This window comes from Salininema proteolyticum, assembly GCF_042685645.1.
GTDB lineage: Bacteria > Actinomycetota > Actinomycetes > Mycobacteriales > Micromonosporaceae > Salininema > Salininema proteolyticum.
In genome coordinates, this window is sequence record NZ_JBHUNX010000001.1 from 2,768,151 (window position 1) to 2,781,586 (window position 13,436).

The following is a 13,436-nucleotide window of genomic DNA, read 5'->3' on the forward strand; positions in this document are numbered from 1 at the left end:
CCAGGCTTGCATCACCATGAGACGAAGTTCCTTAATGTTGAGGGGGTTGCTACTGCAGCAGTATTCTTTCGATAACCGATTCAGGTCACAGGTCAACCGGGGGCTCCGTTTCCTCCGAACAGTCCGCCTGATCGGGGTCGATTTCGAATTGCGGACGAACGGAAGCAATGTCAGCGATTGTCTCGGAATCGACTGCGCCTGACCAGACTCTGACTTCATCGATACCACCGACCATGAAGTTGCGCATTCCGCCAAGTTGGTCGGCCGCCCCTATCGTCACCGGGCCATCCGCCTTCCACGGCGAATCCACCACAGGAGCTTCTCCCTGCAACTCGCCATCGACATAGAGGCGAATGACGCCAGCGCCCAGGTCGACCTGACCTACAAGGTGATACCAATGACCTCGGGCCTCAGCCTCATCAATATACGGCGCCTCGTTCGCAACCACTCGGGTCCAGCCAGCGTCCTCAGAATCCGTCTGCGGCATCGAGAACTGGAAACGTCCTACCACCGGATTGTAGTTGAGGTTGAACGCCCCATATGTTTCTGCCGATTGCGACATCACCGTTCTATAGTCGGAAAGGTCATCCACTCTGGCCCAGGCTGCTACCGTGAAAGACTCATCCGTCGCTACCACTGGATTAGAGGTATAAGCATAGTCCGTACCGCCCAGTTTGAGCCCGTACATCGCCCAACACTTATTGAAGCGATCGACCTCCCAGCCGGGAGTCCCCTCGAAGGACAGATCATGCGTCCCCCACTGGTCACCGCCCTGGCCGGCCTCATCCATCTCCCACATCGACGTACGCTCAACATGGGTAGCGGACACATCATCAGCACTCAAAGTTCCACGCCATACTTTGACGTCAGTGATTGAGCCTTCCCATTCGTTTCCATTTACGCCACAACCGATAGCGAATGTGGATGCCCTCCAAGTGTCCCAATCTTGCGATATCGAACCTGAACCGGCCAGGGCACCATCGGCATAAAGGCTAATCTTGCTGTCATCCGCATCGAGCACGACCGCAAGATGGACCCACTCGCCCTTTATCGCGATTTCGGTACCTTCGGCACCATGTCCCCAACCGGCATCCGGGTTGTCTGACGCCGTCACAGCCGAGTTCCAACTACCAGTGGACGAATTGAACTTCAGAATCACCGAGAAGTGCTGCTGACCATAGAAGCTGAATACTCGCGGGTGCTCGTCAACATGATTCGGGTCCAACTTCACCCACGCCGACACCGAGAAACCGGAGTCCGAACGTACTGGGACAGTTCCTGACTTCGGGCAGACCGACCCATCGAATTGCAAGGAACTACCAGCACGACCGTATTGGTCATCACCCCACACAGGAGAAGCGGGCATCCCTTCCAGATCGTTGCCCTTTCGAGAATGGTCCTCACCATCTCCCCGAAGCGGGTACCATGCCTGCAAACCAGCTGGCAGACCATCGCCTTCCATCAGTGCCGCAATCCGCGACGACGTCAAGACCTGGGGGAACACCACCGCATCATCGACACTGCCAGTCATGGGGTTGAAAACAGCGCCATCAGCGGTGACACCACAGCCGACTGAGAAGACCCCTTCAGCTTTCCACGTCTCAATCGTCACCTGGTTCGAACCTTCCAGAGAACCATTCACATACAAGCGAAGGCGCTCTGCAGCGACATCGTAAACTCCGGCCAAATGGGTCCATGTCCCGTATTCTGTCACCGACGATTCAGCCAGCACTGACACCGCAGGAGTATTCGCAGTGTCAGTCGGTAGCATCACCGCCGCCCACTGACCGTCTGGAGTAAGCGCTAGCTTCAGTCTGCTGGCATTATTACCGGTCACATCCATGATTGCCATTTCGGCAGACTGCTTATCAGGGACATTGACCCACCCTGCGATCGTGAACGAATCTGTAGTGTCCACGATCGCGGAATCGGCCCTAACACATGACTCGTCACTCCCGTCGAACACTGCCGCTGCCTGCGAACGCCCCTTCCGATCATCACCGTAGATCTCCGATCCAACGGAGGAGAGGTCATTCACGTCAGCGTCATCTGCCAAATCACCGTCGAACCGCCACGTTCCGTTCGCTTCAGCCGGCTGCACTCCGATAGTGGTGAACCACTCCTTGGTCGGACTAGACGTGTTACCCGCAGCATCGATTGCCGAGACCTGGAGGACATGGTCTACCGATGAGGTTGTGGGAGTCACCTCGATTTTGTGGCGGCCAGTGTCAGTCTGCACAGTCTTTTTCGGCTGGCCTTCAAGTACGTACTCGAATGCCGTTACCTCGTTACTGCCAACTAGTTCAAACTGAACTGCATCTCCCGAAGTGGGATTCTCGGTCATCTGAACGATATCCGGTGGTTCAGGAGCGGTCGTATCCACGCGAAGCCAGCAGTACTGGGACCATGGACTCGTCGTAAAGCTATCGAGAGTGGCTGCGCGCCATCGGTAAAGACCGTCCGCATCGATCAAGTTCTGAGTCAGGCGATTGCTTTCCACGACGCCGTCCTTTGCGTCGCGCGACCATTCCTTGATATTGTCGCCTGTCTCACGGTAGAACCGGTACTTGACTTGTACCGCTCCACCATCAGGATCATGCGGTACGACCGACAGTTTCGGGGTCGACGTCGTCACCAACGTTGGATCCGTCTTCGAACCGCATGTCGCCCAGTCTGTCTGCAACTGCGACGGGACCTCTGGAAGCGAGTTTACTGTGAAGTAACAGTAGTTTGTGAATTCTCCAGTCCGCTTTGAATTCCCATCACTATCCGAAGCACGGGAATTCCATCGGTAAGTCTTACCCCTCTGCAATTTACCCGCTGAAATTCGCACCGAAACCGATTGACTGTTGCCAACGTCATCTACGATGATCTTCTCGAGCTTCGCATCCGGGTCATCATCCCGGTTCATCACATAGAACTGAAACTGGTTGTCCGACTCCAAGGACGGCGGGGCTATAGCAGTCAGTGCCGGCGTCACAGTGTCGATCACCGCTCCCGGAGCCGACGTGGAGCAGTGTTCGCCCTCCACCTTCAATCCAGTGGGCTTGACTGGGGCATGCCACACCTTCAACTTTGCCGAATCTGAATCCAGTTTGCGCCAGTAGTCGTGCTTCTCTTCCTCGTTCCAATCCGCGCCAGAAATTACAGAGAACGTTGCAGCGTTCTCACCGATATCGACCCAGTGCTGAATCTGGCTGGCAGTTTTAGAATCGGCCCATTGAATCCGCTGGTCTGATTCACCATAATTGTCATTCGACGTCGCTACACGAGCACGCGCGACCTCACCGCCTATCTTGCCATTAAACTCATCCCACGTAAGAGTCTCACCCATGCCAAAGGGTCTCATTGAGGCAAGTCGCACCGTCTGCAATGCTCCCCCGGCGGCACCCGTATGAATCTGATCGATCCATACAGTCGCCTGCTGGATTTCGCGATTCTGCAAAGTGTTCAATCCATAGAATCGCATAGCTGAACGCCAGTGCCCGTATGTGTTGTCGGTTTTCCACGTCTGACGACCCGTACACATCACGTTATCGCCACCACACGTTATACCGGTCTTCTCCGAATATACGTTCTTGTAGTTGGCGCCCGTGTCGATGAACTCTGGATCAATGAATATTGGGTATTCCGCTTCCGGATCGCCTAGCAATTCATCGTCGGGAACGACGGCAACAGAGTCGCCATCTATTTCCAACTCCATCGGCGTCACGCGCCCCGGCTCACCATCGCCGGTCTTTGAGGAGTCCCACATTTGCGGCTGCGCCACCGAAAAAGCGTCCTCACCTCGGTCATCTCGCAAGACCGCCGTGTCCGACTGAGCGTCGGAATCGACCGAAAGACCTTCGGTACGAAGATCCAACTCCACGCGCTCCAACTCAGCCCTGCTAGCTGCCTCCGACGTCTTCACCACCAAGGAATAGGAAAATGAGTCGACCTTCGAATACACCTCCAGGTCAACATCAGGCAAGACTTCCGAATAGCGGACAGTTGTCCCCTCGACAACCGGTTCAGGCAGAGGTTCTGCCCAAGACAACGAGACCGACTCTCCATCTTGGTTGACCGCAGAGACGAAATCAGTATCGCCCTCGCTTCCGAATTCCAGGTCGACGACCGTCGCCTTTGATTGGAGGTTCCCATCTTCTGCCTCGATCACTGCCGGATCAGCATCAACCCACTCACCAGCGTCATTGGGAACCCAACGTGGAGCGGTGAACAGCTCAGTAGCAATGGTGCCGTCAGGCTGGGCATACGAACGCGACTTGTAATCGCGCGAATCAAGGATGAGGACTTCACTGCCACACGCCGTAGCCTGGTCCAGCGCTTGGCCTTCGTCCCGCGCTGGTTTTTCGTCATCACCGCATTCCAGCGGATCTTGGCCTTCAGCCATGGCCGCCACGGGGAGAACCGCCAGGAGAACTCCGACCATGGCGGATCCCAGTAGAGTGGCTAGAGCAAGCTTGAGTTTCGGGCGCGGGGCAGCGCCCGAGGTGGGGTAGCTCATCCGGGGGGTACTTTCAGGGATTGAGGGGTTTTCAGTTGGCAGTACGAAGGTTAACCGGGCCACCGCTGAACAGTCAAGTACCTCGTACGAAAATTTCTGTCCTCTTGCTGCGAGCGGGCTAGATCAACCCGGAAATTTCCCAGGCGACGCGTCCCAAGTCTTCAAGTGAGGCTTCAGTTCCGATCACGTCTGGTTCCACGTTAGCGTCACCACGCCGTTGCAGCACGGGGCTCACGAGCAGAGCATCGTCAAAGTACACTTTTGGATCGATTACGGCACGAGCCTGATGAAGAAGCGGATTGAACGAAAGCATCGAAAACTGGGCCATTGATGCCGACGAAATCGCTCTCGAATAACAGCCCCCGCATGAGAGTCGAGCGATCGTGCCAAGGGCCGTGAGAGGTCGAAATTCATATTTCCGATCCGTAGTGGTGAGGCTCTGATGGCTGTTTCGACTGCTGCAACAACGTTTTCTATATTAGGGCTTTGTGGAGGATAGATCTTTAATTGGGGTTGTCGCTAGTCACCCTCGTGGGATGTAAGGGTGAGGACCACAGTGGCTGGAGCCTGAATAGAGGGCCGGTAACCTAGTCCGTCGACGTCGGCGGGGGCGCAGAGGCGCCCCCGCCGAGCGGTTGATCAGTCTGGTCGGTTTTCGTTTCGGTGGCGATGGAGGGCGATCATGACGGCGTCGCGGAGTTCGAGAGTCCAGGAGTGGAACATCTGAGACTCCTTGTACAGCTCGGGATCGTAGAGCGTGAGCTTCGACCAGACTCTGGTGCTGACGTTCGCGATCGCGGCCGGCGGTCGCTCGGCCACCGGAGTGTCAGCGTCGTCGGTGCAGTGGAGGAGAAAGACGGTTCCGGCATCGGAGTCGAAGCGAGCCTGGAAAATCCGGCCGTAATGGGTGACGGTCCCGAGGTCGTCGGTCTCAGGCGGAAGATAGAGCACGGCCACGGATTTCCTCCTGGGTAGAGTTCTGATGCGGATTCAGGGCTCGGATCTCCTCGCCGAAACGCGGGGGAAGATCCTCTCCGAAGACGGACCGGTCGATGACGGCACGGACGCGCTGTTCGAGTGCGAACAGAAGTCGGCTGTGGTCGCCGAGTAGGGCGTGACGGGCCGGATCGGGAGACCAGAAGACCCGTCCGGGATAGCCCTGATACCAGTCGACTTCGGCGATGATGAGCCGTCGTCCGCCAGGTTCGACGGCGATGACTACGGCCGACCAGACGTCGACCTCACGCACCTCGAAGGTCCGAGCCAGAAACGACACCGACCCGAGGACGGTCCCGTCGGTGCGAATACAGTTCTTCGAGGCCACCCGCCCCATCGCTGCGTGGGACCGACGGCAGACAGCGCAGGCATTCCGCTCGTCACGGTGAGAAAGGACGATGGCAACGATGTAGAGGGCGGTGATCGTGATGATGGCGCCCAGCGCGACGGCGACGTCGCTCAGGTCGTTTATCATGCTGCCCTCCCGGTGGTGGAGAGGTAGTCGGCGTATCGGGCTTGGGCACGGACGGCCTCGCCGATCAGGCGGTCGGCGATATCGGAGCTCATCGCCCAGCCGCGTACGGGAAGAATCCACCGCCCGGACGGACTGACGTGAGCGGCGGTCCTGCCGTTCACCGTGACCCAAAGAAGGGTCTTGGCGGAGCGTTTGACGATCTGGATCTGGAAGCCGGCCAGGGTGAGCCGGGAAAGTATGACGGGCATGCTTCGCCCCTCCGATCTCCTGCAAAAGCGCAGGGGGAGATAAAGTGTGTGGTCTCAAGGCGCGCCAGAGCACGGCGCGAGATAGACGCGACGGAACGCGCGCGTCGGAAGAGGGAAAGTCGGCTGGATTCAGACAGCCTGATCAACTAGGATGAGTCGGTACAACGCTCCTTTCGAGGATTGTTTGTTGTGGGCGGCTCGTCGGAGTTAGGCCGCGAAACCAAAGGTCCGGCGAGCCGCTATCGAAATCGAGCTGGGTGCGCGATCGCGATCTCCCACAGACGTCGGGTCTGCGGGACCAATGCTCAGTGTCACTCAAGTTTTCTGTGGAAGTCAAGAACGACACGGCTCGGCGTGTCGTGTGGGCTCCAATTCGTCTAGTCGTTTGGGACATGGTGTGGGAGTCGGCTTCCGGCGTTGGTGGCGCGAGGACCTAACGATTTTGATATCTGTTCGGAATGCCATTCATGTGCAAGCTAGGGTTCGGAGTTTTATGGCATCAATGCGGGTCATCGGGGTGAGTTGTAGTTGGGGGGCGGCCCTTGGAGGGGAGAGAGAGTTGGCGGTTGGAATTGAGAAGTGTGGCAAGGGTGAGCGTCTCTTGTGAGGAGAGGGAAAGGGTTTGTAGGGACCTTTAGGGAGAGCGTCTATTCGCACGCACTTGTGATCGAGACGCTAGTGCCAAGGGGCTGTGGGCATTTTCGGACGTGATGGCTGAGGCCGGGAGGCCGGGAGGCCGGGAGGCCGGGAGGCCGGGAGGCCGGGAGGCCGGGAGGCCGGGAGGCCGGGAGGCCGGGAGGCCGGGAGGCCGGGAGGCCGGGAGGCCGGGAGGCCGGGAGGCCGGGAGGCCGACAAGTATAAAGCTACGCCCATCGAAGGCGGAGCGGGAAGCAGCTGTACCAGCGGGTGCGCCTGTGGAACGACGTTGACTGCGCGCAGAAGGCGGATATGGCGTCTCGGAATCGGCAGTGGGAACGTGCCTGTGGCGGGATTAGGGCCGGGCGGGACTGTACCCATGATGGATGGTCGTGGGGCTGGGCCATTTGTGGGGGTGTGCGTTCGGCGGCGGGAACGTTCCGGCCTCGGCAGTAGCGGCACGGTGGGACCGGCGGTGCGCCGACCCCACCCACCGTTGCCTACGCCGGGGCGTAGCGGAACAGGGTCACCTTGCCGTCGTAGACCTTGGCGTCGAGGAGCTTCAGGTCGAATCGGCCCGCCGAACCGTCGAAGGTCGGCTGTCCCCCACCGAGAACCACGGGGTGGACGCTGATCTGGTACTCGTCGACGAGCCCCTCCCGGGTGAGCGCGTTGGCGAGCGCGGATCCGCCGAAGAGGACGAGGTCCCCGTCGACGGAGGCTTTGAGGTCGGCCACGGCGGTCTTCAAGTCGCCCTTGACGACCTTGGTGTTCCAGTCGGCGGACTGGAGGGTGTTGGAGAAGACGGCCTTTGGGAACTCGCGCCAGATCGGGGCGAAGGCATGGTCGTGCGGGTCGTCCGAGTACTCCTCGGCCTTGGGCCAGAATCCGGCCATCATCTCGTAGACGACGCGCCCGTAGAGGAACATGCCGGCGGTCTCGGTGAAGCGGCGGGAGTACGCGGACAGTTCGGGCCCCATGACGGGCCAGTCGAACTCTCCATTGGGCCCGTGAATGAATCCGTCGGCCGACTGGGCGACGAAGTGGATGAGTTTGCCCATGGCAGGCTCCTTGGTATGGATCGGGGCGAATATGTCCCTTGAACATACGTCCAGTCCTATTTGTTCTCCAGATAGGCGAGCACGGCGAGGACGCGGCGGTTGTCGTCCTCCGACTGGGCCAGGCCCAGCTTGCGGAAGACGCTGGCGGAGTGCTTGCCGACGGCCTTCTCGGTGACGTGCAGTTCGGCGGCGATGGCGGTGTTGGTGCGCCCCTCGGCCATGAGGCCCAGAACTTCGCGTTCGCGGGCGGTCAGGTCTTCGAGCCGGTTGTGTTGCCCGCCGATCAGCTCGGCGATGACCTCGGGGTCCATCGCGGTGCCGCCGGAGGCGACGCGCCGCAGCGCTTGGACGAACTCCCCCACGTCGGCCACGCGGTCCTTGAGCAGGTAGCCGACGGCGCCCTTGCCGTCGCTGAGCAGTTCGCGGGCATAGAGCTGCTCGACGTACTGGGACAGCACGAGGACGGGCAGTTCGGGGATGACCTTCCGGGCGGCGACGATGGCCTTGAGTCCCTCGTCGGTGAAGGTCGGGGGCATGCGGATATCCACGACGGCCACGTCGGGCCGGTGCTCCAGGAGCGCCTCGGTGAGCGCCTCACCGTCGGACACGGCGGCGCAGACTTCGAAGTCGTGCACCTCCAGTAGCCGGATCAGGCCCTCGCGAAGCAAAGAATTGTCCTCCGCCAGCACGACTCTCATGTCGATGGTCCGTCCTCTCGATGCGTTGGGGCTCGCCGGGGCTTCATATCGTCGCAGGGCACTTCGATCGCCACTCGGGTAGGGCCGCCTTCGGGGCTGTACACGGAGATGGCGCCGTCGAAGGGCTCCAGGCGCCGCCGGATCCCCTCCAGTCCGCCGCCGGGCGTGAAGCGAGCGCCGCCGCGACCGTCGTCGACGATCTCCAGGCGGTAACCGTCGTCGGTGGTCGAGGCGGTCATGGTGACCTCCCCGGCACGGGCGTACTTGGAGACGTTGGTGAGCACTTCGTTGGCGGCGAAGTACATGGCGGACTCCAGGGGAAGGGGGAGGCTGACCTGCGCGGTGTCGACGACGGCGACGGGCAGGGGGTGGCCCAGGGCCGTGGAGACGAGGGCGCCGGACAGGCCCCGGTCGGCCAGAACGGGGGGATAGATGCCCCGCACCAGGTCGCGGATGTCGGAGAGCACCGACTGGGTCTCGTGGCGGGCCTCGACGACGAGCTTGCGCGCCTGTTGGGGGGAGGTCGCGAGGACCTCTTCGGCGAGGCCGAGGTTCAGGGCGAGCGCGACCAGCCGGGCCTGGGCCCCGTCGTGCAGGTCCCGTTCGATGCGGCGCAGTTCGGCCGCGGCGGCTTCGACGGTGTCGGCGCGGGAGCGGCTGAGTTCGGAGACCCGGCGTTGCAGGCGCATGGCGCGGGTGGGCCCGAGGAGCACGTTGGCCATGCGGGTGTACCAGCGGACCAGTCGCAGTCCCCAGTGCCACCAGGTGGCGATGAGGAGGAGGCCGACGGGGAGGAAGAGGAACGCCCGCCAAGGGGAGTCGGAGTTGAGGGTGGCGACGGGCGCCAAGGCGGACTGGTGGTCGTAGACCCACCAGTTGAGGAACGGGTGGACTGTCAGGTAGATCCCGCCGACCAGGACGGCCAGGAGCAGTGTGTAGACGAGGACGCCGAGGGTGGAGTTGATCGCCAGCCAGGCGACGTCGCGCCAGGTGGCGGCCTGTTTGACCCAGGCGAGGAGGCGCCGGTCCCAGGAGCGGGCCTCGGGTTCGCGGTAGGGTACGCCGATCTCGTGGCCGCAGTAGCGGAGCAGGGCGCGGCGGTGCCAGTTGGCCCAGGCGCGGATGGCCGCGAAGGAGAGGAGCGTGGCGGGGATGCCTATCCAGAACAGGACGAGCATCCCGGAGGCGGCGGCGAAGGCGATGAGTCCGACGCCGGTGAGCGCAGCGAGAAGGAGCGCCGTGGTCGACCACAGGAGGACCAGGCGTTCGGCGATCTTGGTACTCAACTGCCGCACGCCTTAAACCTACCCGGTCGTAGCGGTTCGTGTCGTCGCCGGTCATGGCTGTGTGGGGTCGGTCGGGACCGGACGGTTCCACGGCCCGGTCGGACTTAGGAAGATCGTGGTTGGTTTTTCTCATCATGTCGTTTCAAAAAACAACCGGATGGTTGTCATCGGGCGACTGTGCTGGCAGCGGCCTTGGAATCGGACTCGGTCCGGGGTTCGAGGGCAGCCGGCGGCTGGAGGTCGATGATCCGGTCGGCCACTCCGTCGGGCAGGTCGCGGTGGCTGATGATGATCGCCGAGCGCCCTTCGAGGGCGGCGGCGGCCGTCCGGAGGACCCGTTCGGCGAGCGCGGCGTCCAGGTGGGCGTCGAGTTCGTCTATGACGACGACTTCGCGGGAGGCGAGGAAGGCCCTCGCGAGGGCGATGCGGCCGCGTTCCCCGCCGGAGACCTCCTTGCCGAACTCCCCCAGGCGGGTGTCGAGGCCGTCATCGAGGGAGTCGAACCAGTCGCGCAGTCCGGCCCACCGGAGGGCGCGGACGAGGTCCTCGTCGGAAGCCTCGGGGCGGGCGATCTTGAGGTTCTCGGCGATGGTGGCGTCGAAGACGTAGGCGTCCTGTCCGCAGAGCGCGATGTTCTCGCGGACGGTGTCTCCGGTGAGGTCGGAGAACTCTATGCCGCCGATGCGCAGCGATCCCTCGTAGGGGATGAACCCGGCCAGGGCGGCGGCGATGGTGGACTTGCCCGCTCCGGAGGGGCCTTGGATCCCGATGCGCTCGCCGGGCCGGATCTTGAAGGTGAGCCGGTCGACGGCGGGGAGGGCGGATCCGGGCCAGCGGAGGGTGAGGTTCTTGGCCTCGATCATGGGCGGGCCCATGGACGGGTCGACCGGGTCCTCCATGGGGTCGGCCGGGTCGGGGCGGGGGATCGGGGTCTCGGAGATCTCGGTGAGGCGGCGCCCGGAGGCGCGGGACTTGCCGATCTCCTGGACCGCTTGTGGGAGGGCCTGGAGGGTCTCGAAGGCGGCCAGGGGCGTGAGGACGATGACAGCCAGGAGGGTTCCGCGCAGGCTGCCGTCGGCGACGGCGGGCATGCCGACGTAGAGGGCTCCGGCGACGGCGGCTCCCATGGCCAGCCAGATGGAGGCCGAGGCGAGCCCGGCGGTCCAGGCGGTGCGCTTTTCGGCGCGGGTGAGCCTGTCCTGGGCCTGGTCCATGGCGTGCAGGGCCTTGTCGGCGGTGCCGGCGGCGACGAGTTCCTCGCGTCCGGCGAGGAAGGATTGGACGCCGGCGGTGAGATGGGCGCGGGCCTCGGCGGTGGCGCGGGCACCGGTCTTGCCGGCGAGTGCGGCGAGCGCCGGGGAGACGACGGCGGCCAGGGCGACGGCGCCGAGCATGACCCATCCGGCGGGAGGATATACGGCGAACTCGACGGCGAGGGCGACGGCCATGGTGATGCAGGTGGTGATGACGGGGATGGCGCCGCGGATCCAGCGCTGCCCGACGCCGTCGACGTCGTCGATCAGGCGGGTCTGGAGGTCGCCGTTGCGCCACAGGGGCAGGCCGGAGGGCGCGAGGCGCATGAGCTTCTGCCAGACGGCGACGCGCAGGCTCTCCATGCCGCGGAAGGCGGTGTCGTGGCTGACGATCCGTTCGGCGTAGCGGAAGACGCCGCGGCCGAGGCCGAGCGCGCGGACGGCGGTGATGGCCACCATGAGGTGGAGGATCGGAGGTTGTTCCCAGGCGCGGGAGATGAGGTAGGCGGAAACGGCGATCAGGCCGATCCCGCTGATCTGGGAGAGCGCCCCGAGGAGGGCGGCGAGCGACAGTCTTTTCCTCATGCTGCGGTCCCTTCGGCGCTTACCATGTCACTTCTCGGTCGGCGATGGCCGCCACGGCGGGCCGGTGCGAGGCGATGAGGACGGTGCGTCCTTCGGCGTGGCGGCGGATGCCGTCGAGCACGCGTGCCTCGGTGTCCCGGTCGAGGTGGGCGGTCGGTTCGTCGAGGATGAGGACGGGAGGGTTGAGGGCCTTGACGCGCAGGAAGAGGCGGGCCAGTCCGATGCGGGCGGCCTCTCCGGCGCTGACGCCGGAGCCGGAGGCGCTGACGCTGCGGGAGGGGTCGGGCGCTTGGGCGGCGGCGACGGCCTCTTCCACCATGGAGTCGGGCACTTCGTCGGCGACGGCCAGGCGGACGTTGTCGGCGATGGTGCCGTCGACGAGGACGGGTTTCTGCGGCATCCAGGCGGTGCGGTGGCGCCACTGGTCGAGGTCGGCCTCGGCGAGGTCCTGTTCACCGACCAGGAGGGAGCCGCTCTGCGGGGTGCGGAATCCGAGGAGGGCGGAGAAGAGCGTGGACTTCCCGGCGCCGGAGGGCGCGGTGAGAACCGTGATCGCGCCGGCGGGAATGGTCATGGACAGTTCGGGCAGCGGTTCGCGTCCGGGGTAGGCGAAGCGGGCGCGGCGCACCTGGATCATAGGGGCGCTCCGGGCGACGGCGGCGGGCGCGCGGGCGGGTTCTCCGGTGTCCTCTTCCTTGATGGTGGCGAAGAGCTCGTCGGCGGCGGCCAGGCCTTCGGCGCTGGCGTGGTAGTGGACGCCGACCTGGCGCAGCGGCAGGTAGGCCTCGGGGGCGAGGATGAGGACGAACAGGGCGATCTGGAGCCCGACCATGCCGGAGAGGTCGCCGTGGACGAGGCGGACGCCGATCTCGACGGCCACGATCGCCACGGAGATGGAGGCGGCCAGTTCGAGGGCGAGGGCGGACATGAAGGCGACCTTGAGGAGGCTCATGGTCCGTTTGCGGTAGTCGACGGTGGACGCGCGCAGGTGCTCGGTCTGGCGCTCGGCGCGGCCGAAGGCCTTGAGGGTGGGCAGTCCGGCGACGAGGTCGGTGAAGCGGCGGGCGAGGAGGGCGGTGACCTTCCACTGCTTCTCGGCGCGGGCGCTGGTGTAGAGGCCGATGAGGATGCCGAAGACGGGGATGAGCGGCAGGGTCAGCACGACCACGACGGCGGAGGTGACGTCGGCGGTGGCCATCACGGCGATGACGGAGAGGGGCACGAGCACGGCGAGGACGAGCTGCGGGATGTAGCGGGAGAAGTAGGAGTCGAGCGACTCGATGCCGCGGACGAGGAGGTTGGCCGTCTCGCCGGAGTGGCGCCCGTCCTCGGGCTGCCGGGCCAGGGAGGCGAGGGCGGCGGAGCGGAGGTCGCGCTTGACGCCGGAGGCGGAGGCCTGGGCGGCGCTGTCCTGGACCGAGGCGGCGATGGCGCGCAGGGCCATGGCCCCGGCGAGGACCGCCATCTCCCGCATCGAGCCCTCGAGGGTCAGCTCGCCGGCGACGGCCCCGGACACGAGCGTGGCGATGGACCAGGCCCCGGCGATGATGCAGGCGGTGGTGACCGCGCCGAGCACGGCCGAGAGGACGATATAGCGGCGGGTTCCCCTGGTGTAGCGGAAGAGCCGCCGGTCGATGCCGCGGGTGCGCGGCGGTTCCAGTGAGTTCGTGCTTGTCGCTGTCACGTCGGTCCCC

General features: G+C 63.7%; 9 protein-coding genes. All 9 read right to left on the bottom strand.

Going from position 1 to position 13,436, the window contains the following annotated elements; all coding sequences use genetic code 11:
- Positions 1-85: 85 nt before the first annotated feature.
- The 9 genes from ACFTE1_RS12835 to cydD all read right to left on the bottom strand — a co-directional run bounded on the left by ACFTE1_RS12835 (position 86) and on the right by cydD (position 13,426).
- The gene (locus ACFTE1_RS12835; RefSeq protein ID WP_380622682.1) at positions 86-4,504 is read right to left on the bottom strand and encodes a LamG-like jellyroll fold domain-containing protein; all 4,419 of its coding nucleotides are present in this window, start codon (positions 4,502-4,504) and stop codon (positions 86-88) included.
- A 639-nt stretch (positions 4,505-5,143) separates the two neighbouring features.
- Positions 5,144-5,461, bottom strand: coding sequence for a hypothetical protein (locus tag ACFTE1_RS12840; protein WP_380622680.1), 318 nt, complete (start codon positions 5,459-5,461; stop codon positions 5,144-5,146).
- Entirely contained in the window at positions 5,436-5,975 is a 540-nt protein-coding gene (locus tag ACFTE1_RS12845; protein WP_380622678.1) for a hypothetical protein, read from the bottom strand. The genes ACFTE1_RS12840 and ACFTE1_RS12845 overlap by 26 nt, the downstream gene beginning before the upstream one ends.
- Positions 5,972-6,223 carry a hypothetical protein gene (locus ACFTE1_RS12850; protein WP_380622676.1) on the bottom strand — a complete coding sequence of 84 codons (252 nt, stop codon included), beginning with the start codon at positions 6,221-6,223 and terminating at the stop codon, positions 5,972-5,974. Before ACFTE1_RS12850 ends, ACFTE1_RS12845 begins: the two co-directional genes overlap by 4 nt.
- A 1,136-nt stretch (positions 6,224-7,359) precedes the next feature.
- Positions 7,360-7,920 carry a dihydrofolate reductase family protein gene (locus ACFTE1_RS12855; RefSeq protein WP_380622674.1) on the bottom strand — a complete coding sequence of 187 codons (561 nt, stop codon included), beginning with the start codon at positions 7,918-7,920 and terminating at the stop codon, positions 7,360-7,362.
- Between the two features lie 56 nt (positions 7,921-7,976).
- A complete protein-coding gene (locus ACFTE1_RS12860) occupies positions 7,977-8,618 on the bottom strand; it encodes a response regulator (RefSeq protein ID WP_380622672.1) in 642 nt (213 codons plus the stop codon).
- A complete protein-coding gene (locus ACFTE1_RS12865; RefSeq protein ID WP_380622670.1) occupies positions 8,615-9,904 on the bottom strand; it encodes a sensor histidine kinase in 1,290 nt (429 codons plus the stop codon). Before ACFTE1_RS12865 ends, ACFTE1_RS12860 begins: the two co-directional genes overlap by 4 nt.
- 164 nt (positions 9,905-10,068) lie before the next feature.
- Positions 10,069-11,742 carry a thiol reductant ABC exporter subunit CydC gene (gene cydC / locus ACFTE1_RS12870; protein WP_380622668.1) on the bottom strand — a complete coding sequence of 558 codons (1,674 nt, stop codon included), beginning with the start codon at positions 11,740-11,742 and terminating at the stop codon, positions 10,069-10,071.
- Between the two features lie 19 nt (positions 11,743-11,761).
- Complete coding sequence (gene cydD, locus ACFTE1_RS12875; RefSeq protein WP_380622666.1) at positions 11,762-13,426, bottom strand: thiol reductant ABC exporter subunit CydD; 1,665 nt, start codon at positions 13,424-13,426, stop codon at positions 11,762-11,764.
- Between the last annotated feature and the right edge of the window lie 10 nt (positions 13,427-13,436).